At 44.6% G+C, this 19,285-nt stretch carries 20 protein-coding genes; 12 read left to right on the forward strand and 8 right to left on the reverse strand.

Annotated features, from left to right (window positions below):
- The first annotated feature begins 44 nt into the window (after positions 1 to 44).
- Positions 45 to 1,175, forward strand: coding sequence for a hypothetical protein (locus AAC006_RS12340; RefSeq protein WP_013784827.1), 1,131 nt, complete (start codon positions 45 to 47; stop codon positions 1,173 to 1,175).
- Positions 1,176 to 1,273: 98 nt separating this feature from the next.
- Here the strand turns inward: AAC006_RS12340 and asnS are convergent, their stop codons facing one another.
- On the reverse strand, positions 1,274 to 2,671 hold the full coding sequence (gene asnS, locus AAC006_RS12345) for an asparagine--tRNA ligase (protein ID WP_013784826.1): 1,398 nt from the start codon (positions 2,669 to 2,671) through the stop codon (positions 1,274 to 1,276).
- 292 nt (positions 2,672 to 2,963) lie between these two features.
- Between asnS and AAC006_RS12350 the strand changes: the two genes are divergently transcribed.
- Positions 2,964 to 3,359: a hypothetical protein gene (locus AAC006_RS12350; protein WP_013784825.1), complete on the forward strand. Its 396-nt coding sequence runs from the start codon at positions 2,964 to 2,966 to the stop codon at positions 3,357 to 3,359.
- On the opposite strand, the gene AAC006_RS12355 is transcribed toward AAC006_RS12350, so the two are convergent.
- A complete protein-coding gene (locus AAC006_RS12355; RefSeq protein WP_208806005.1) occupies positions 3,352 to 4,320 on the reverse strand; it encodes a calcium/sodium antiporter in 969 nt (322 codons plus the stop codon). The two genes, AAC006_RS12350 and AAC006_RS12355, sit on opposite strands and share 8 nt — an antisense overlap.
- Positions 4,321 to 4,707: 387 nt before the next feature.
- On the opposite strand from AAC006_RS12355, the gene AAC006_RS12360 reads away from it, so the two are divergent.
- Positions 4,708 to 6,207, forward strand: a complete 1,500-nt coding sequence (locus AAC006_RS12360; RefSeq protein WP_339891509.1) for a RimK family protein — start codon at positions 4,708 to 4,710, stop codon at positions 6,205 to 6,207.
- A 2-nt stretch (positions 6,208 to 6,209) separates the two neighbouring features.
- A complete protein-coding gene (locus AAC006_RS12365) occupies positions 6,210 to 7,421 on the forward strand; it encodes a GNAT family N-acetyltransferase/peptidase C39 family protein (RefSeq protein ID WP_339891511.1) in 1,212 nt (403 codons plus the stop codon).
- 197 nt (positions 7,422 to 7,618) lie between these two features.
- Here AAC006_RS12365 and AAC006_RS12370 read toward each other — a convergent pair whose 3' ends face one another.
- From AAC006_RS12370 to bioA, 3 genes are all read right to left on the reverse strand, one after another.
- Positions 7,619 to 7,900 carry a hypothetical protein gene (locus AAC006_RS12370; RefSeq protein WP_013784821.1) on the reverse strand — a complete coding sequence of 94 codons (282 nt, stop codon included), beginning with the start codon at positions 7,898 to 7,900 and terminating at the stop codon, positions 7,619 to 7,621.
- 213 nt (positions 7,901 to 8,113) lie between these two features.
- Complete coding sequence (locus tag AAC006_RS12375; protein ID WP_126873954.1) at positions 8,114 to 8,635, reverse strand: DUF2937 family protein; 522 nt, start codon at positions 8,633 to 8,635, stop codon at positions 8,114 to 8,116.
- Positions 8,636 to 8,754: 119 nt separating this feature from the next.
- Positions 8,755 to 10,032 (reverse strand): adenosylmethionine--8-amino-7-oxononanoate transaminase, encoded by a 1,278-nt coding sequence (gene bioA / locus AAC006_RS12380; RefSeq protein WP_126873953.1) that lies wholly within the window; start codon positions 10,030 to 10,032, stop codon positions 8,755 to 8,757.
- 98 nt (positions 10,033 to 10,130) lie between these two features.
- Here bioA and bioB point away from each other — a divergent pair, with 98 nt between their 5' ends.
- The 4 genes from bioB to bioD are packed head-to-tail and all read left to right on the forward strand — an operon-like array spanning position 10,131 to position 14,186.
- Positions 10,131 to 11,249: a biotin synthase BioB gene (gene bioB, locus AAC006_RS12385; RefSeq protein ID WP_013784818.1), complete on the forward strand. Its 1,119-nt coding sequence runs from the start codon at positions 10,131 to 10,133 to the stop codon at positions 11,247 to 11,249.
- Complete coding sequence (locus tag AAC006_RS12390) at positions 11,249 to 12,622, forward strand: 8-amino-7-oxononanoate synthase (RefSeq protein WP_288388742.1); 1,374 nt, start codon at positions 11,249 to 11,251, stop codon at positions 12,620 to 12,622. The genes bioB and AAC006_RS12390 overlap by 1 nt, the downstream gene beginning before the upstream one ends.
- A complete protein-coding gene (locus AAC006_RS12395) occupies positions 12,619 to 13,518 on the forward strand; it encodes a methyltransferase domain-containing protein (protein WP_013784816.1) in 900 nt (299 codons plus the stop codon). The genes AAC006_RS12390 and AAC006_RS12395 overlap by 4 nt, the downstream gene beginning before the upstream one ends.
- Complete coding sequence (bioD, locus tag AAC006_RS12400; RefSeq protein ID WP_288388741.1) at positions 13,515 to 14,186, forward strand: dethiobiotin synthase; 672 nt, start codon at positions 13,515 to 13,517, stop codon at positions 14,184 to 14,186. The genes AAC006_RS12395 and bioD overlap by 4 nt, the downstream gene beginning before the upstream one ends.
- Here bioD and pepE read toward each other — a convergent pair.
- Positions 14,157 to 14,879 carry a dipeptidase PepE gene (gene pepE / locus AAC006_RS12405; RefSeq protein WP_013784814.1) on the reverse strand — a complete coding sequence of 241 codons (723 nt, stop codon included), beginning with the start codon at positions 14,877 to 14,879 and terminating at the stop codon, positions 14,157 to 14,159. The genes bioD and pepE overlap by 30 nt on opposite strands.
- A 94-nt stretch (positions 14,880 to 14,973) precedes the next feature.
- Here pepE and AAC006_RS12410 point away from each other — a divergent pair, with 94 nt between their 5' ends.
- From AAC006_RS12410 to AAC006_RS12425, 4 genes are all read left to right on the forward strand, one after another.
- The gene (locus AAC006_RS12410; RefSeq protein WP_013784813.1) at positions 14,974 to 15,441 is read left to right on the forward strand and encodes a low molecular weight protein-tyrosine-phosphatase; all 468 of its coding nucleotides are present in this window, start codon (positions 14,974 to 14,976) and stop codon (positions 15,439 to 15,441) included.
- Between the two features lie 2 nt (positions 15,442 to 15,443).
- Positions 15,444 to 16,412 carry an iron chelate uptake ABC transporter family permease subunit gene (locus AAC006_RS12415; RefSeq protein ID WP_288388740.1) on the forward strand — a complete coding sequence of 323 codons (969 nt, stop codon included), beginning with the start codon at positions 15,444 to 15,446 and terminating at the stop codon, positions 16,410 to 16,412.
- Complete coding sequence (locus AAC006_RS12420; RefSeq protein ID WP_013784811.1) at positions 16,409 to 17,182, forward strand: ATP-binding cassette domain-containing protein; 774 nt, start codon at positions 16,409 to 16,411, stop codon at positions 17,180 to 17,182. Before AAC006_RS12415 ends, AAC006_RS12420 begins: the two co-directional genes overlap by 4 nt.
- An 82-nt stretch (positions 17,183 to 17,264) precedes the next feature.
- Positions 17,265 to 18,608, forward strand: a complete 1,344-nt coding sequence (locus tag AAC006_RS12425) for a 3-deoxy-7-phosphoheptulonate synthase class II (protein WP_013784810.1) — start codon at positions 17,265 to 17,267, stop codon at positions 18,606 to 18,608.
- Between the two features lie 96 nt (positions 18,609 to 18,704).
- On the opposite strand, the gene AAC006_RS12430 is transcribed toward AAC006_RS12425, so the two are convergent.
- Positions 18,705 to 19,028, reverse strand: a complete 324-nt coding sequence (locus tag AAC006_RS12430) for a hypothetical protein (protein ID WP_126873948.1) — start codon at positions 19,026 to 19,028, stop codon at positions 18,705 to 18,707.
- A gap of 2 nt (positions 19,029 to 19,030) precedes the next feature.
- On the reverse strand, positions 19,031 to 19,246 hold the full coding sequence (locus AAC006_RS12435) for a DUF3820 family protein (RefSeq protein ID WP_013784808.1): 216 nt from the start codon (positions 19,244 to 19,246) through the stop codon (positions 19,031 to 19,033).
- Positions 19,247 to 19,285: the final 39 nt, after the last annotated feature.

Raw genomic sequence — 19,285 nt, forward strand, 5'->3', positions numbered from 1 at the left:
CGCTGAGAAGTACAACTAAAAATAATCACAACATAAGACATTACATGAACATAAAAATTCAAATCCAGCGCCGCTTTGGGGTATTTAAGCGCGTAATCGAGCGTGGCTTACTAAAACGATCTTCAAGGGGAACAACGTTTTGGAAAAGCCTGAATTTGGCGCAGCGTTGTTATGCTGCTGCAACCTTGGTGTATTTTAGTGTACTGTTTTTCGATATTCAGGGTGTTTTCTTTAACATCGTAATTGGCGCATTGGTGACGATTGCCATTCTTCATGAATTCTGGCCAAGGTTCATGGTGGTATGGAATAGCTTACCAGGTAAAGCTTTGATCCTTTTCATTTATGCTGTAATCGCCAATTTTGCGTTGGCTTCGGCAAGTGGATTAGTGAATAGCGTTTCGGGTGTCAGCGCAGCATCACTGCCTTACAGTCATAATTTCGCCATTATCCTCATGCTACCAAGCTGGTTTTTTATCACCACGCTCTTAGCGCTGGTACTTGTTCAATTAGTCATGCCGCTGTACTTAATTGCATTACTGCTGCTAAAGCCTTTTGGCGTTCATGGCTTATGGCATGCGCCAGACTACCGGTTTGTGTTCACCACTGCTTTAGTCCGCTACGTATGGACGATATTGATATTGGTAAAGGTGTTAGAAGTGTCGATGGAATCGGGGGTGGTGAGCTTTTTCTCAGACACGCCCTCTGAAGTCGTGTCGACCAGCTCTGAAGTTGAAGATAAAGGTGTGAATGATGCCCAAATCGGCAACGCAAAAAAAACGGTTAGGTTGGCTGACGCTGCTAATAATTTAAAAGGGCTGATTGAGGCGGAATTTGAAGCTGAGCGTAAATCTTCTGCAGTTCTCGAAGCCGATTCAAAAGCATTACCAGATGCTACCTCGCCAGGCTCAACCGAAGATGAAAAAGTGGTTAGCTTTGACCTTGCTGCTCAAAGTGCTAAGTTTCGACTTATGCAGATGCAATTGCTTGCTGAGTTTATCTTCCATTATGAAGCTGATGAGTTCTCTCGCTGCGCTAACCCCGAAGGTACACGAGTTGTGGAATTGAACGACTATGAAATTTTAACTATCAGCCTTTTAGAAAATAATGATATTGGCTATTCCTATACGGTAATACCGTGTCGCTCAGCAGCGATTGGCAATGGCATAACGCCTTAATAAAATAGCGTGAAGTGATGAGTGGTAAGAAACGCTGACTGCAGAAAACAAAAAGCCAGCACAAGGTGCTGGCTTTACATAAACAAGATTTCCGACATTTAGAAGCTTGCGTTACCTGGTGTACGTGGGAATGGAATAACATCACGTACGTTTTGCATACCAGTCACATAAGCAACCAAGCGCTCGAAACCTAGTCCGAAACCAGAATGAGGTACGGTGCCATAACGGCGAAGGTCGCGATACCAAGCGTAGTCTTCTTTCGACAATTCCATTTCTTCCAAACGGGCATCGAAAACATCAAGACGTTCTTCACGCTGCGAACCACCAATAATTTCACCAATACCTGGTGCAAGGACGTCCATAGCTGCAACGGTTTTACCGTCGTCGTTAATACGCATATAGAATGCTTTAATATCCTTAGGATAGTTTTGCATAATGATAGGCGCGCCAACATGTTCTTCGGCTAAATAGCGCTCATGCTCAGAAGATAAATCAATTCCCCATTCAACAGGGAATTCGAACGTCTTTTTGCAGTTTTGTAGAATGTCGATAGCGTCTGTGTAGTCCATGCGAACAAAGTCAGAACTCACTAGCTTTTCTAAGCGTTCAACGGCATCTTTTTTAATGCGCTGAGCAAAGAAGTTCATGTCATCTGGCAGCTCTTCAAGTACGGCTTTACATACATATTTCAGCATATCTTCAGCTAACTGAGCAATATCGCTCAAATCAGCAAAAGCGACTTCCGGCTCAATCATCCAAAATTCAGCCAAGTGGCGAGATGTGTTCGAGTTTTCTGCGCGGAAAGTAGGCCCAAAGGTATAAACCTTAGACATAGCTGTACAGTACGTTTCAACGTTCAACTGACCCGAAACGGTAAGGTAAGTTTCTTTACCGAAGAAATCTTCTGAGTAATCAACGTTACCTTTGTCGTCTAGTGGTAAGTTCATCATATCTAATGTAGATACGCGGAACATTTCACCAGCGCCTTCTGTGTCACTTGCGGTTAAAATTGGGGTTGATACCCAAAAGTGGCCGCGTTCGTGGAAGAAGCGATGAATGGCCTGTGATAAGCAGTTACGCACACGGGTTACCGCACCAATTACGTTAGTACGAGGGCGCAAGTGAGCGTACTCTCTCAAATACTCGATACTGTGACGCTTAGCTGACATTGGGTAGGTATCTGGGTTTTCTACCCAGCCTAATACCTCAACCTCAGTTGCTTCAATTTCTACCGATTGGCCTTGGCCTTGGGATGCTTTTACCACACCCGTTACCGATAGTGAGCAACTTGCTGTTAAACGCTGTACGTCAGCGTAATTTGACAGAGAACTCAGTGCTACCACTTGAATAGGGTCAAAGCAACTACCATCGTGTAGTGCTATAAAAGATAACCCAGCCTTAGAGTCGCGGCGTGTTCTTACCCAACCTTTAACGGTTACCGATTCGCCAACTGCGTACTTACCTTTAAGCACGTCGACAACGGGCGCATGCGTCATGTTAATTTCTCCGTCTCACTGATTTATGCTGTTTTGTGTCATTATCCACACGCAACAACAATGTGCATTTGCACTAATAATGGTTTTTACGTCAATCTTTTGGATTTTTTGCCGATAATTCAGCATGTTTTAGAATTTTCATCCTGAAAAAGCGAGATAGCACTTAGTCATTTTAAAAACGCGAGAATGGCGTTTACAAGAGGACTAAAAATAAATACCGCTAATAACGCATAATCCAATAGCACGCTAGTATACTCAACCTAAAGCGGGATGCCAGAGAACAGAGTGACAAATGGGAAATAAATATAATCCGTACGGTGTTGAAGAGCGACGTTCAAGACCTAGAACCGAAACGAATTTCTTTCGCGTGATGCTGGCCCTGAATGTACTAGGATGGTTAGCATTGGTCGTAACCCTGGTTCTATTTCACTTCGCGCGCCCCGATTTCATCAGTGGTGTTCAAGAATATTGGGGCATTGAAGGCGACACAGGTTGGTCGGCTGAATATGTGAAAGCCATGCAAATTATGCTGCAAGTGTGTTTGTTGGTGAGCTTGGTGAGTATTGTAATGCGCGCCCGCCGAAGCAGGCGACAGGGCGATCAATTCGGTTTTAATTTGTTCGTATTGGCCAGCATAGCTGTTATTAGCCTTATTACACTGGCCACTACTATGGGAGCCGCTACATAAAGGCGATACTAATAAGCCAATAGGTGTAAATGGCGTAAGCTGCCACAAATGCGCCCCCTTCTACTCGATTTAAGCGCCCTTGGCGCTTGTAGCCAATGCAAAATACAAACAGTGCTACGGTGGCTGCTAGCATCACCACTACATCGCGATACAAGAAATCGGCACTGACCGACATAGGCTGAATAGTACCTGCAATACCCACAACAGCTAACGTATTAAACATATTCGAGCCAATAACATTACCTATGGCTAAGTCATGCTCACCTTTTTTCACCGCTATTAAAGAGGAGGCGAGTTCAGGTAACGAAGTACCAATCGCAATAACAGTTAAGCCAATGATGGTATCGCTAACACCAAAGTAGGTAGCTACTTCAACAGCCCCCCAAACCAGCATGCGAGAGCTTGCCACTAATAGCAGTAGGCCTGTAATTAACCAAATTATATGGGTTTTAATAGTACCTTCTGAGGCATTGATTTCCTCGCTGTATTCATCGGCGAGTTTATCTTTACTGCCTTGCATACCGTGCCAAATACTCCAAGAAATAAGCAATACAAACAGGCCTAGTAATGAGAAAGCATCATCCTTTGATACCGTTTGGTCTAGCACCTGCCAAGAGGCAAAAAAGGTAATGCCCAGTAGTACCGGAATTTCCTTTTTAATAATGTTCGATTTAACCGCTATAGGGCTGATAAGCGCGGTTAATCCTAAAATAAGCAGTATGTTAGCGATGTTTGAGCCGTAGGCATTACCAAGCGCAATACCTGAGTTGCCCTGAATGGCTGCGAAGATTGAAACAATGATTTCAGGGGCTGACGTTCCAAAACCAATAATGAGCATACCAATAAGAAGTGGAGATACGCCAAAGTGATTGGCAACAGATGCTGCGCCACCTACAAATTTACCTGCACTCCATAGCAAAACCGGTAGCCCAATAAGAATGGCTAAACTGGCTAATAACATACAATCTCCTAGTTATTCTACTGAACTCTTTTTACTGAACTCGTTTTACTGAAAATCTATGACAGAGCTCTTTTTAAGAACACTGCTTAACTGTTAATAATATACATCACGGTACGAGCTAGAATTGAAGATTTACCTTAATTTATACTCGTGTTGGGCAAAAATTTTAGCCCAATTAGAAACCTTTAACGCGGGAATATCTACCCAATTCTTTGGATTAGTTTTCGTTGTCTTTACGATGAAAAAAAGCCGTGCTCAATTCACTTTGCAATTTTCACTTTCGGCGTAAACTCAGCGCCATTCTTACTCGAGTGGTGGCGAATATTACGTTCAAATATCACATCACTCGAATTGTAACTTACTTAATATTATTTAGAAGCGAATTACATGCACAATACGTTGATTGTGGCTGACGATGTTGCGCCATTTAGCGAAACAGCGTTATCGGTACTTACTTTTCAAGATTACTTGGCGGAGTTTCCGAAACTTAATGAACCAAAAATACGGGTGATAAACCTGTGTGATACTACCCGCTATTTAAGCCAAGGGTACTATTGTTCATTGCTAGCGCAGGCACGTAACCATTTAGTATTGCCCGGTGTAAATACCATTAACGACCTACGACTAGCAGAAGCACGCAGTGTGGATAGGCTGCCTTTTGCATTGTCGCTACCCGTGGATGAAATTGACATTCCTACTGCACCTTTATTAGTACTTTTTGGTGAAGTTAAAGATCAGCGTTTCAAGCGTGTCGCCCGTCAAGCGTTTGAAAAATATCCGTGTCCAATTTTGCTACTTACCCTGTCGGTATCTGATTCCCGTGCAGACAAAAAGGAAGGTAAAAAAGTAAGTGGTAAACATAATGTGGTTGGCTTTGCTGATATTGCTGCGAAGCCGTTTACCGCGCTAGACAGTAAACAACAGCAACAGTGTATTGCACAGTTAGAAAACTACACTACGAAACAGTGGCGTGCTTCTAAAGTAAGTAAGCGCACTCGTTGGGACATGGCTATTTTAGTTAACCCTGATGAGTCGACGCCTCCTAGCGATGAAAGAGCCATTCGTCACTTTGTAAAAGCGGCTGAGAAGGTGGGTTTTAGAGCTGATGTGGTTTCACGTTTGTCGCCTGAAGATTTGGGGCACTATGATGCGTTATTTATTCGTGAAACTACGGCGATAGACCATCATACCTACCGTTTAGCCAGAGCGGCTGAGCGAGAAGGGGTGATAGTGATGGATGATACCCAGTCTATATTGCGCTGTTGCAATAAAGTGTTTTTACAAGATGCGTTTACTTATCAAAAAGTACCGGCACCGAAAGCCACCTTTGTGTCGAATTCAGATGATGAAACCTGCGATAAGCTTATTGAAGAATTCGGCTTACCTTTGGTATTGAAGTTGCCAGAAAGTTCGTTTTCAAGGGGGGTTCACAAAGCAGAAAGCCGCGATGTGTTAAAAGCCCGATTAGTCGAGATGTTAGCAGAATCTGCCTTAGTACTGGTTCAAGAATATATTTTTACCGAGTTTGATTGGCGTATTGGTATGTTGGGCGGTAAGCCGATTTACGCGTGTCAGTATTTTATGGCGCGAAATCATTGGCAAATTTATCACCATCAAGGCGAGCGTTTTTCATCCGGTGGCTTTACTACTATGCCAACCTTTGAAGTACCTAAGCCGGTATTGCAGGCAGCAATTAAAGCAGCAAAGGTTGTGGGTGATGGTTTATACGGTGTAGACATCAAGCATTCAGGCAATCAGGTATACGTGATTGAAGTAAACGACAACCCGAGCATAGATGCTGGGGTGGAAGATAAGTATTTAGGCAAAGCCTTGTATGAGTTGATTATGCAAGAATTTGCGAACAGACTAGAGCGGCGAGGACGATAAGCATGAACAGTGCACTTGCTTCTGAATACAATAAACTTTTGCCTGAATATAAAGGTGGGGATGAAGCTGAAAAGAATGCTGCGAACAATGTTAAATTGAGAAAAGCTACGTTAGATGATGTGAAACAAATACAACACATCGAAAACACATGCTTTAAAAGCGATAAGCTGAATGTCCGTCGTTTTCGTTTTTACGTTACGGCCAAACATGCTGAATTTTATATTGCCGAGCATCACACCGCACAAGGAGTTACTCTAGCGGGTTATGGATTACTGTTGCTGCGCAGAGGAACACAACTTACTCGGTTGTATTCCATTGCGGTGTTGCCCGAAGCCCGTGGTTTAGGAATCGCTGAAAAGTTGATAGCGAGACTAGGGGAGCAGGCGTTAGCCAGGGGAAAGCGCTTTATGCGCCTGGAAGTGTCTGCAGACAATAAGGACGCTATTTCACTTTACCAACGGCTAGGCTTTAAACAGTTCGGTATGTACGTTGATTACTACGACGATCATTCAAATGCCTTGCGTATGCAGAAGGTACTGGTGACATCGAAAGCCATGTCTCACGCTATATACCCTTGGTATCAGCAAACGACTGAATTTACCTGTGGGCCATCGGCACTGATGATGGCCATGTGTTCGTTGCAAAATAACTATGGAATGAACCAGCAAAAAGAATTGGCGATTTGGCGTACGGCGACCACAATATTTATGACGTCAGGTCATGGCGGTTGCCACCCTATTGGATTGGCGCTAGCGGCACAATTGGAAGGGTTTACGGCAGAAGTTCTGATTAACCAGCCTTTGCCATTGTTTGTAGATGGCGTAAGAAGTGAGCATAAAAAGCATATTGTTGGGCAAGTAGAAGCTGACTTTTTGCTTCAAGCACAAAAAAGCAATATGGCTATTGCTACTGAAGAGTGGCGGGTTGATGTTATAGAACAGGCCCTAGATGCTGGTAAAGCAGTGGTGTGCTTAATAAGCACCTATGCATTTGATAAGAAAAAAGCACCACATTGGGTGGCTATTACCAGTTACGATGAACAATGCTTTTACTTGCACGATCCCGATGCTGACGAAGGCAATAGTCAAAACGAAAGTCAGCGTGTTGAATTTCAACACATTCCGGTGGCAAGAGACGACTTTGTTCGCTTAGCCAGTTACGGTACACGCAAAGTGCGTACGTTAGTGCTATTGTCTACAAAAGCTGCTACGTAAATAACCGGTATATTAAGTACTAATTTCTAAAGCCTTATGTAGCTACAAAGGTATGCCCAATAGCCAAGATTGCTTCAATAATAAAAGGCGCAGTTGTTTTCACAACACTAAGAAACAAAAACTAAGGTAGAGCCTAAAAGCCTTTGTTTGAGAACCTTTGTTTGAGAAGCTTGAGTTAGAAAATAGCAGCGCCTTTGTTAGTGCTTAACCTGCGCAATCGTAACTTCTTCATTTAGCGCGTTCAAGCGGCTAACTAAACCTGATAATTCCTTAACTGAACCAGAGTAGGCAAGTTGCTTGCTGGTATGTTGACCTTTCACCGCAGATTTAAAAATGGCTGTGCTTTCGAAGCAGGCTGTTTTCTTATCAAGTGCGTTCCATTCAGTCTGTAACTCGTTAGGGATGCAATGACGTTTTGCACTAATTTTGTCTTTTATTTGCAACACTTTCCCAATAAGTAATTGTGCGTCAGTAGGCATTATGATTCTTCCTTACTATTTAACTAACTAAAATAATTGCGTTTTTTGTAATTGGCATAGTTTGTTTATGCTGAAACAATAAAACTCGTAATAAGGTTGTTGCATGGAGAGTGCCAAATTTGCATAGAATTTACTCAAAGTGCATTTTAGAAGAAAAAAGTAGGAGAAATAGACAGGGAAATAGATAGGGAAATAGGCAGCGCAAAAAGTGCGTTAGCGATAGCTGGCGTGCCGCGGTTTGTGCTTCAAGTGCCTAACTTGGCAGTAGCAAAGGTAAGGGCTCCACAATAATAAATTAACTAGCAAAGCAGTAATAAAACTGAAAATAATGGAAGATGGCGTAAGCGGCACCGACGGGCTGAAATTACCCAACACCTTTTGCAGCGTAGGCGCGTTTGAAGGGGAGACCATATACCAGGCTTTTTCATAATAATGCCCGTACTCAAGGGTCTTGACCCCTTGCTCTATATGGCTTAGCTTGGTGTAAAGCGCCGATTTACGTTCTGCATCTGCCCTCACCACAGCTTCACTGTTTTGCCTTAGTGCATTTAACATTGCCCCCACTGATGCATAGCCATGCTGCGTTGCTAATGCCGACATGGCCGACACTTCTTCGCGGGTTGCATCGTAATAGCCGCTTAAATACTGTCTATAGTGATCGGCTAAAATAGGCACTTGCAATGCGGCAACAAACAGAGTGGCAAAAACGATTTTATCGACAACGCGTATGAACATATAAATGACTGACCTAAAGTTATTTTTCAGCAATTAAAAGCATATAAATTTTATTAGACCAGTCATCGCACCCCTTAATTTTCACCCCTATTTTTTGCCTTGTTTTTTAACCTTATAAGTCACCTTACTGTCCGGCTTAAATAAGTGTAAATAGCATGGGTGAGTTTGCTCAGCTGGTCTGGGCTAATGATGTACGGAGGCATAATGTATACCAGCTTACCAAAAGGCCGTATCCACACACCTTGTTTTACAAAATGACGCTGAATATCGGCCACGTTAACAGGGTGAACGGTTTCAATAACACCTATTGCGCCTAGCACTCTTAAATCGGCTACCGTAGGCAGATTGGCACATTTTGACAGTTCAGTGTGTAATTGTTTCTCAATGGCGGGGATTTGTTGCTGCCAGTGATTTTCATTAATAAGTGCCAAGCTGGCGTTTGCCACGGCGCAAGCCAATGGGTTACCCATATAAGTAGGTCCATGCATGAATACACCGGGGGAGCCTTGGCAAACACCCAACGCTACATCTTCAGTACATAGGGTGGCCGCTAGGGTCATGTAACCGCCAGTAATAGCTTTTCCTAAACACATAATGTCTGGCGAAATGCCGGCATGTTCACAGGCGAATAGCTTGCCTGTTCGCCCAAATCCCGTAGCGATTTCATCACAGATAAGTAGCACGTCGTAGTTGTCGCAGAGTTGGCGGCAGCGTTTTAAATATTCAGGGTGATAAATACGCATACCGCCCGCACCTTGAACTACGGGCTCAAGAATAAGCGCTGCCATTTCATGATGATGATTTTCGAACAGCTCGGCTAAAGGTAAAATGTCGTCTTCACTGAACGTCTGGCCGAAACGGGTTTGTGGGGCTGGGGCAAATAGTTGTTTGCTTAATACACTCTCAAATAAGCTGTGCATGCCGTTTACCGGATCGCATACCGACATGGCCGCAAACGTATCGCCATGATAACCATTACGCGGTGCCACGATGCGTGATTTTTCAGGGCGGCCTTGGCACGCCCAGTATTGAATGGCCATTTTGATAGCCACTTCTACCGAGACCGAGCCGGAGTCGGCTAAAAAGACCCGTTCAAGACCATCAGGCACCATTTCTAGAAGCGTGCGACATAGGTCGACCGCTGGCTGGTGGGTAATACCGCCAAACATCACATGGGAAAAAGCATCTATTTGGCTGTGGGCCGCTTGGTTTAATACAGGGTGGTTGTAACCGTGAATGGCCGCCCACCAACTCGACATGCCATCTACTAAAACGTCGCCCGTTGAAAGCGCAAGCTCTGCTCCTTTAGCGCCAACCACTTCATAGCAAGGCAAGGGGTTGGTTGCTGACGTATAAGGGTGCCAAATGTGTTTCTTATCAAAATCTATATTGTTCAAAATTCAACCGTTAGTAAAGCTTTTGAAATGGTTAGAGTTGACAACTCGTGTTTGGAGCATAGACTAAGCTAGCATTCTTAATTAGTAAAGGACAGTCAATGACTCTGGCTTCAGCGCCTGACGCGCAAAATAATACAATTCGTCACGATTGGTCACAAGCCGAAGTAGAGGCGTTATATGCCTTGCCATTTAACGACTTGCTGTTTCAAGCGCAGGTAGTTCACAGACAACACTTCAATCCAAACGAAGTACAAGTAAGCACCTTGTTGTCGATTAAAACCGGTGCATGCCCGGAAGATTGTAAATACTGTCCGCAAAGCGCGCGTTACGATACTGGCTTAGAAAAAGAGCGTTTGCTTGAAATCGAAAAAGTGATTGAACGAGCAAAAGAAGCCAAGCAAGTAGGCTCTACTCGTTTTTGCATGGGTGCTGCATGGCGTAACCCACGTGACAGAGATATGCCTTATATTGTAAAAATGGTGGAAGAGGTTAAACAACTTGGCCTTGAAACCTGCATGACCCTTGGCATGTTAACCCGCGACCAAGCGGTAGCGCTTAAACAGGCTGGTCTAGATTATTACAACCACAACCTTGATACCTCGCCTGAATACTACGGTGATATCATTACCACTCGTACCTATCAAGACAGACTAAACACCCTTGAAAACGTACGCGCGGCAGGCATGAATGTGTGTTCTGGCGGTATTGTGGGTATGGGCGAAACCGCGGGCGACAGAGCCAGTTTACTGATTCAATTAGCGAACTTGCCGGAACAGCCGCAAAGTGTGCCAATTAACATGTTGGTTAAAGTAAAAGGTACGCCACTAGCCAGTTTAGAAGATTTAGATTATTTTGAGTTTATCCGCACCATCGCGGTAGCCCGTATCATGATGCCTAAATCTCATGTGCGTTTATCAGCAGGCCGTGAAGCCATGAATGAACAGATGCAAGCGCTATGCTTTATGGCCGGTGCGAACTCTATTTTCTACGGTTGTAAGTTGCTGACTACGTCTAACCCTGACACCCACGAAGACGTTATCTTGTTTAAGAAGTTAGGTATAAACACCGAACGTACTCGCGATTTTTCTGATGAAGCACATCAGCAAGTCTTAGAAGAAGAAATTGCGCAGCAACAAGAACAAGGTTCTGATGCTAGCGATTTATTTTACGACGCTAGCGCACCGCGTAAACAAAAACAGCAGCCCGCGGAGGCATAATGGCCTTCGATTGGCTTGAAGCCCGCTTAAGTGAGCGGGCTCAGCGAGGTTACCTGCGCAAGCGGGTATGCCAGCAATACGAAAAAGACAACATTATCTGTATTGATGGTGAGCACTATTTAAATTTTGCCAGTAACGATTACCTTGGCATGCGGCAACACGAAGGCGTGTTGCAAAGCTGGGTAGAAGGCTTGGCACAATTTGGTGGTGGCAGCGGTGCTTCGCCCCTGGTAACGGGCCATACCCAAGCACATTTGGCTCTTGAGGCGTACATTGCCGACGGTTTAAATCGAGACGCTGCGTTGTTGTTTAATTCGGGTTTTGCGGCTAACCAAGCATTATGTATGGCGCTATTTAGTGGTGCTCATAATCAAAGCGCTAGTAATAAAAGTGCTAGTAATCAAACCCCAAGTGCCGCAGCCGGCATTAAACATTCCGGTGAAATTTTTGCCGATCGGCTTATGCATGCCTCCTTCCTTGAAGGTGCTATGGCAACCAAAGCCAAGCTGCGTCGCTTTAGGCATAACGATTTAGCTCACCTATCCAATTTATTAGAAAAGGTTGATACCACAAGTAACAGTGACAAGTTAGTCGTCACTGAAGGTGTATTCAGTATGGACGGCGACAGCGCCCCCCTTCGTGATATGGCGGGTATAGCAAAGCAAAACAAAGCATGGCTAATGGTAGACGATGCCCATGGTATGGGTGTATTAGGTGAAAACGGGCTGGGCAGCGTTGAAGCGCAGGCGTTGTCTCAAACCGATGTTCCTATCGTGATGGGCACCTTCGGTAAAGCCGTAGGAACCGCAGGTGCGTTTATAGCTGGAAGCCAGGCGCTCATTGATTACCTAGTCAATTTTGCCAAGCATTATGTCTATTCCACTGCCATGCCACCGGCCCAAGCAGTAGCAACATTATATTCGTTAACCCATATTGCCGCTGATTCAAGTCGAACCGATGCCTTGAATCACAATATCGCGTATTTTCGTGAACGGTTTAGTACCCAAATCGGGAGTGCACGTTGTAGCAATGATGACAGCGAAGACGAAAATGGACACATACTCAAAGCGTCATCGAACAACGCTTCGTCAATCAAAGCTTCGTCAATCAAAGCTTCGTCAAATACCCATCATGATTTAGTCTTGGCTAATTCACATAGTGCAATCCAACCTATTATTGTAGGTAGCCCTGAGCGTGCGTTAGCATTGAGTGATGCGCTAAAAGCCCGAGGCATATGGATACCTGCTATTCGCTACCCTACCGTACCAAAAGGGGAAGACCGATTGCGCATTACACTAAGCGCTACTCATACCCAGCAAGATATAGACGTACTTGTTGATGCTATTGCCCTTGCGATGGAGTCGATATCATGAGCCCGCAATCTTTAGCTAAACAAGCGCCACAGCCGCTTAAACAAGATTTATCTCAACCGCTTTGCCAACAGGGCGCAGTTGCAGTGCATGCTGCTAGTCACTCCGATGGTTTATTAGACTCACAATCTGAAAGCGGGATCAGTGAAGCGGTGATCGCGAAGCAATTTTCAAAAGCCGCAAATAAGTACGATAACGAAGCGCATATTCAGTGCGAAATTGCGCAGGCAGGGTTAAACAACTTACCTATTTCTTTAAAAGGCGACTTACTTGATATTGGCTGTGCAACGGGAGCCCATAGTGACGAACTTCAGCAACGTGGCGCTAACGTCACCGGGGTAGATATTGCACCAGGCATGGTACACAGAGCACAAGCCCGCTTCCCTGATGTTAATTTCAAGCAGGGGTCGGCACAGTCTCTACCATTTCAAAATAGCTGCTTTAGTACGGTATTCTCCTCTATGGCATTGCAGTGGTGTAACAGCCCGCAAGCAGTGGCTAGCGAACTTTACCGCGTACTTAAGCCATCGGGCATGGCGGAAATTGCCATTATGGTGAGTGGTTCTTTTTCTGAGCTTCAAAAAGCGAGAAGTGTTGCCCAACTACCTGCTGCGGTAACACGTTTGCCCGAAGCTAGGTTGTGGCTTAATTCGTTTCTTGGGGCTGGGCTGCGGGTTAGCCGTCTTATTAATAAAGATTATGTTGATGAGCACCAAGATGTACTTTCTTTACTTCGTTCAATTAAAAACGTAGGGGCGGGGGCTACGGGCGCTAAACAGCAATCGCTGTCACGTAGTGATATTAAGAAATTGTCGTTGGCCTATAAAAATATTAGCGCTGTCGATGGCGTGCTACCTCTTACTTACAAAGTGTGTCATTTCAGACTAGAGAAACCATGAAGCAGTATTTCATTACCGGAACCGATACCGAAGTAGGTAAAACCTACGTTACTTGCCATCTACTAAAAGCCGCTGAAAGCGCGCAAAAAACGAGCTTAGGTTATAAACCTATTTCGGCAGGCTGTGAAAAAGTGGGAAACGACTGGGTAAACGAAGACGCATCTGAAATTCAGCAATCAAGTAGTATTAAACTGCCTATTAGTACTATCAATCCTATTACGTTTGTTCCGCCGATTGCGCCGCACATAGCTGCAAAAGAGGCGGGCGTAACATTAACCAGTGAAGCTGTGGTTGAAGGGCTAGTTCGCCTGCAACAAGAGACTCCAGATCTTTTGTTGATGGAAGGAGCGGGAGGTTGGCGATTACCGTTAACCGATACGCTGTTTCTTTCAGATGTGGTTAGCGACTTAAAAATGGACGTGATTTTAGTGGTGGGTATGAAGCTGGGCTGTTTAAACCATGCATTACTTACCGCGCAAGCAATTCAAAATGACGGGCTTAATATTGTAGGTTGGGTAGCTAACGATATCACCGGTTGTATGTCTAGATATGATGACAATTTGGCTACGCTTAAAAACGTTATGCCAGCACCGCTGCTGCTGGAAGTGCCATTTTCAAGCGCGCCAAGTACCGAAGCGCTACAAACTGCTATTCAAAAGCTCTGTTAAATTTTCATTTGGCGCGATTGGGCGCTTTTCGTTACCTAAAAATATAAACCCGCCTTTCTCACCCACCAGTGTTAATTGCTGCTTAGACAAAGAAAGAGCGGTACCTTCACGAATGGCTACCACGGGTGTGGTGGGGTTTAGCACCGTAAATTCAGCCAATCGCTGATCACGTGTTTCACCATTGTGCCCCGGCGGGTGATAATCGCTGTAGTGCGGATTCAACTGAAAAGGAACTACATTGAGCGCATTAAAGCTTTCTGGCTCAACAATTGGCATATCATTGGTTGTTCGAATGCTTTGCCCACAAATATTTGAGCCCGCACTCCAGCCAATATATGGCGTGCCTTCAGCAATGGCGTGCTGAAGTGGTTCCAATAAGTTTTGTTGGTATATAGTATGCATCAAATGGAAGGTATTTCCGCCGCCTACTACAATGGCTTGATTATTTGCCTTTGCATTATTGATAACCTTTACAGGGTGATCAAAGGTATGAATCCCTGTCACATTACATTCTGGCAGGGCTGTTGCGACAGCTGAGACATAGTTATCGTAGCTTTGTGTCACTGCTGCGTAGGGAATAAATAGTAGGTCGCGAATGCCACCTAAGTGTGCAAGAATAAGGCTTCTCGCATGTTCAAGGTACGCTTCGTCGCCCTGACGAGAACTACTTAACATTAATACATGTGCGGTCATTACTGCTCCACAATTTTTTTAAACGGCGTTATTTACGTGAAAGTTAACATAAAGTTTAGCTTAGTGCCGTTATTGGTTTTAAAGGAATTTTTATATGGGTCAGAACACATCGGTGTTATTCGTTTGCTTGGGTAACATTTGCCGCTCACCTACGGCCGAAGCTGTGTTTCTTGCTAAGGCCGCTCGAGCTGGTTTAAAACTAGACGTAGGCTCTGCAGGAACCCATGGGTATCACATTGGCAAACAACCCGATAAACGCTCGCAAGCAGTTGGCGTAGAGCGTGGTTATAGCTTTAAAGGCTTAAAGTGTAGACGGGTAGATGACAAAGACTTCGAAAAGTACGACTACATTCTGGCGATGGATAATAGCAACTTAGACAATTTGCGTGAAATGTCGCCGCCTGAACACCACGAAAAAATTCACTTGTTCTTAGACTTCGCTAACAGTGAAGATAAAGAAGTTCCCGACCCTTATTATGGCGGAAAGCGGGGCTTTGAATTAGTGTTAGATTTAATTGAAGAGGCCTCTGACGGGCTAATTGCACATATTCAACAGAGCTAGATATGCACACTGTGTTAAAGGGAAGGGCTGCCACCTTCCTACTTTGTAGTGTTACCTTCTTGCTAACCGTTGGTGTGTTAGCCACGGTGTGGCTAACCGATTCACCCACGGCATTAAAACAACACATCACACTACAGCTTCAAATTCCGCTTATCATTACCGCTATCTTAGTAGGTAGTGTATTAGCAGTCAGTGGTGCCACTCTTCAAATAGTATTGCGCAATCCGTTGGCAGACCCAGGTGTTATTGGTATCACTAGCGGCGCCAGCCTAGTGGCTGCATCCCTGTTGTTACTTACTCCTTTGTGGGCACAGCCTTATCTTCATTACATACTACCTTTAGGCTGCTTTATTGGTGCGCTAATAACAACGTTTGTTATTTATCGTCTTGCTAGAAAACTTCTGGGTTCTGCGGTTGCTGTTATTTTATCGGGTATTGCTATCTCTACCTTGAGTGGGGCAGTTATTGCTTGGTTGTACATGTTTAGTGATGCCCAATCATTGCGTAATTTAACGTTTTGGCTGATGGGAAGTGTCTATCAAACCACGTGGCCTATTTTATGGCTAAGCGGCCCACTAATTGTTGGTAGTTTATGGTATCAAATACGCCAATCTGCAAAATTCAATCGCCTGTATGCTGGAGATTTAGCCGCGTTAAGTAGCGGCGTGAATGTGCAACGACTTACCGAACGTAGTCTTATTGCTACCGCCGTGGGGGTAGGGGCGGCGGTGTCTATTGCGGGTGCTATTGCCTTTGTTGGGCTGTTAGTGCCCCACATTCTTCGGCTTATTCTTGGCCATGACAATAGAATACTGTTACCAGCAAGCGCGTTATGTGGCGCCAGTTTATTACTTGTTGTGGTGCTCATGTCTGAACTTACGCGTGCGATAACCCTGCCGGTATCGATGATCACTGCCACCCTCGGTGGCCCTTTACTCATTTGGGCATTACTTAAAGGGCAGCTTCGATGAGCCCAGTTATTTCATTGCGCAATATTAACGTGAACAAGCGTTTAACGAATATCACCCTTGATATCAATAAAGGTGATTGCGTCCATATTTTAGGGCCGAATGGTGCTGGAAAATCTACCCTTTTATCGATAATGGCAGGCGTATTACCCGCTGAACATGGCGAGGCTTTACTGCTAAAACAACCCCTACCTCAATGGCCTCTAAGTGCATTGGCAACATTTAGAACCTTATTAGCACAGCAAAGTGAAGCTGTATTTGCGGTATCAGTAAGAGAATACCTTTCGTTTTTTTCAAGTGAGCAGGCGTTCGAACTTCCCAGTTTGTTAGAGGCCACACTGGAAGTAACGGGTTTTTATCAAACGCCCTTAAACCGACTTTCAGGTGGAGAGCGTCAGCGCGTTGAAATTTGCCGTGCACTGCTGCAAGTTTGGCCTGCCATTAAGCGGGGGGAAGCGCTTTTATTGTTAGATGAACCCTTGCAAGGGGTAGATATTCGCCATCAATACGCATTGATGGCGCTGTTTCAAGCCTTATGCAATAAAGGGAATACCTTAGTGCTAAGCAGTCATGACATTTCATTAAGCGCAAACTATAGTTATAAAATGCTGCTCATGAAGTTGGGTACTAGCGTAAGTTTCGGTTTACCCGAGTCGGTATTGTCGGTTAAAAACCTAGAACATACCTTTGATTGTCATTTTGCAGTGAATAAGCGCGACGACTTTCTAGATATTCAAGTTTGCGCACCTATTGTATTAGATCAAATGTGGTAAAATGGCGCGCATACAGATAAGCGCTCATACAACGAGATTAACGTTTGCCTAAACGTAAAAACACTTAAATCAGGAGAACCCCTTGAGTAATTGGCAAGTAGACAGTTGGAGGCAAAAACCTATCCTTCAACAACCAGAGTACGATGATGCGGCACAACTTAAACAAGTAGAGCACACGCTAAGTACATATCCACCGCTGGTTTTTGCCGCTGAAGCCCGTGATCTTCGCCGTCAACTTGGTGAGGTTAGTTTAGGTAAAGGCTTTCTGCTTCAAGGCGGTGACTGCGCCGAATCGTTTGACGAATTTAATGCGCCAAAAATTCGCGATACCTTTAAAGTATTGCTTCAGATGGCCATTGTTTTAACCTTTGCAGGTCGGTGTCCAGTTACAAAAGTGGCTCGCATGGCGGGTCAATATGCTAAGCCTCGTTCATCAAACTTCGAAACCCGTGATGGTGTTACATTGCCAAGCTACCGCGGCGATATCATTAATAGTTTCGAGTTTAACGAAGCGGCTCGCCGCCCCGATCCGAACCGTTTGATTGAGGCGTACCACCGCAGTGCATCGACGCTTAATTTACTTCGCGCTTTTTCTCAAGGTGGCTTAGCCGACCTTCATGAAGTAAATCGTTGGAATATGGCATTTGTTGAAAACAACCCGCTTAAAGAGCGCTATCATGATATGGCCGTGCGTATTCAAGATACGTTATCGTTCATGGATGTGATTGGTATTAATTCCCAATCTAGCCCTACATTGCACGAAACGTCATTGTTTACGTCGCATGAAGCATTACTGCTTAACTATGAACAAGCCCTCACGCGAATTGATACGCTAACGGGTAAGCCTTACGATTGCTCTGCGCACATGATTTGGATTGGTGAGCGTACCCGTCAGCTAGACCATGCCCATATTGAGTTCTTCCGCGGTATTCACAACCCTATTGGTGTGAAAGTTGGGCCTAGCATGCAAGAAGACGAACTTATTCGTTTGATTGATGCGCTTAACCCGAATAACGATCCAGGTAGATTGACCCTTATTACCCGTATGGGGGCTGATAACTTAGCTGATAATTTACCTCGCTTATTGCGCCGCGTTAAAGCAGAAGGTAGACACGTAGTATGGAGTTCAGACCCCATGCACGGAAATACGTTCTCTGCATCAAGCGGTTACAAAACTCGTAATTTTGATGCCATTTTGCGTGAGATTAAACAGTTCTTCCAAGCACATAGCGATGAAGGCACACATGCTGGTGGTATTCACCTTGAGATGACTGGCCAACACGTGACTGAGTGTACTGGCGGTGCATATGAAATTAGTGATGAAGACTTAGCGCAAGCGTATAAAACCCAGTGCGATCCGCGTTTAAACGCCGATCAAGTACTTGAAATGGCGTTCTTAGTGGCAGACCATTTACGCAACGCCTAGTTGAATGAAAGCCTTATCGATGTAGTGGTAAGGCGTCATACTAAAAAGGCTAAATCGACTATCGATTTAGCCTTTTTTAATGTTTCTTATGTTTACTTAATCTTTAAGAACTTCTGCTCGCTCAGCTTCGGTCAAAATTCCCGTAAATATGGTTTCCCGCCTAAGGCTTGCTGTACGTTCATCTTCGGCGAGTAGCAGCGCTGTAAATACCTCAGGTTTATGAATAGTTTCTACAATCCCTTGCCATAACATATAGCTACCGTAACGCATCATGCCACTTTCATAACGAGCCTCTAACGTTGCTTGAACGTTAGTTATGAGTGAAGGTTGTGCAACGACTTTTTTAGCAATGCCTGTGTGCAGGCGCAATATTCGTTGATCGATAGCCTCACGTTTTTGCTTTCTTGGGCGAGCGAACATGGCTAGTCGTCATTAAGTAGAGGCTCAACAACTGACTCTAATCCATTTAGTTTAATTTCGTACATGAGCGCGAGTTGCTGCCCCAGCTTTCCTTCGGGAAAACCTTGTTTGTTAAACCAAACTAAATAAGGTTCTGGTAGGTGAAACAGGCGTCGTCCTGCATACTTTCCGAATGGCATGGTTTGGTTGATTGCACTTTTTATTGCTTCTGGATCCATATTGCTCAAAATTACTTTAATGTCGTTAGGTTGTTAGAG

Source organism: uncultured Alteromonas sp., from assembly GCF_963976965.1.
Taxonomy (GTDB): domain Bacteria; phylum Pseudomonadota; class Gammaproteobacteria; order Enterobacterales; family Alteromonadaceae; genus Alteromonas; species Alteromonas naphthalenivorans.

Excerpts from the sequence above, each read along its gene's own strand:
- AAC006_RS12340 (WP_013784827.1), top strand. The coding sequence starts at position 45 with ATGAACATAAAAATTCAAATCCAGCGCCGCTTTGGGGTATTTAAGCGC.
- asnS (WP_013784826.1), bottom strand. The coding sequence starts at position 2,671 with ATGACGCATGCGCCCGTTGTCGACGTGCTTAAAGGTAAGTACGCAGTT.
- AAC006_RS12350 (WP_013784825.1), top strand. The coding sequence starts at position 2,964 with ATGGGAAATAAATATAATCCGTACGGTGTTGAAGAGCGACGTTCAAGA.
- AAC006_RS12355 (WP_208806005.1), bottom strand. The coding sequence starts at position 4,320 with ATGTTATTAGCCAGTTTAGCCATTCTTATTGGGCTACCGGTTTTGCTA.
- AAC006_RS12360 (WP_339891509.1), top strand. The coding sequence starts at position 4,708 with ATGCACAATACGTTGATTGTGGCTGACGATGTTGCGCCATTTAGCGAA.
- AAC006_RS12365 (WP_339891511.1), top strand. The coding sequence starts at position 6,210 with ATGAACAGTGCACTTGCTTCTGAATACAATAAACTTTTGCCTGAATAT.
- AAC006_RS12370 (WP_013784821.1), bottom strand. The coding sequence starts at position 7,900 with ATGCCTACTGACGCACAATTACTTATTGGGAAAGTGTTGCAAATAAAA.
- AAC006_RS12375 (WP_126873954.1), bottom strand. The coding sequence starts at position 8,635 with ATGTTCATACGCGTTGTCGATAAAATCGTTTTTGCCACTCTGTTTGTT.
- bioB (WP_013784818.1), top strand. The coding sequence starts at position 10,131 with ATGACTCTGGCTTCAGCGCCTGACGCGCAAAATAATACAATTCGTCAC.
- AAC006_RS12390 (WP_288388742.1), top strand. The coding sequence starts at position 11,249 with ATGGCCTTCGATTGGCTTGAAGCCCGCTTAAGTGAGCGGGCTCAGCGA.
- AAC006_RS12395 (WP_013784816.1), top strand. The coding sequence starts at position 12,619 with ATGAGCCCGCAATCTTTAGCTAAACAAGCGCCACAGCCGCTTAAACAA.
- bioD (WP_288388741.1), top strand. The coding sequence starts at position 13,515 with ATGAAGCAGTATTTCATTACCGGAACCGATACCGAAGTAGGTAAAACC.
- pepE (WP_013784814.1), bottom strand. The coding sequence starts at position 14,879 with ATGACCGCACATGTATTAATGTTAAGTAGTTCTCGTCAGGGCGACGAA.
- AAC006_RS12410 (WP_013784813.1), top strand. The coding sequence starts at position 14,974 with ATGGGTCAGAACACATCGGTGTTATTCGTTTGCTTGGGTAACATTTGC.
- AAC006_RS12415 (WP_288388740.1), top strand. The coding sequence starts at position 15,444 with ATGCACACTGTGTTAAAGGGAAGGGCTGCCACCTTCCTACTTTGTAGT.
- AAC006_RS12420 (WP_013784811.1), top strand. The coding sequence starts at position 16,409 with ATGAGCCCAGTTATTTCATTGCGCAATATTAACGTGAACAAGCGTTTA.
- AAC006_RS12430 (WP_126873948.1), bottom strand. The coding sequence starts at position 19,028 with ATGTTCGCTCGCCCAAGAAAGCAAAAACGTGAGGCTATCGATCAACGA.
- AAC006_RS12435 (WP_013784808.1), bottom strand. The coding sequence starts at position 19,246 with ATGGATCCAGAAGCAATAAAAAGTGCAATCAACCAAACCATGCCATTC.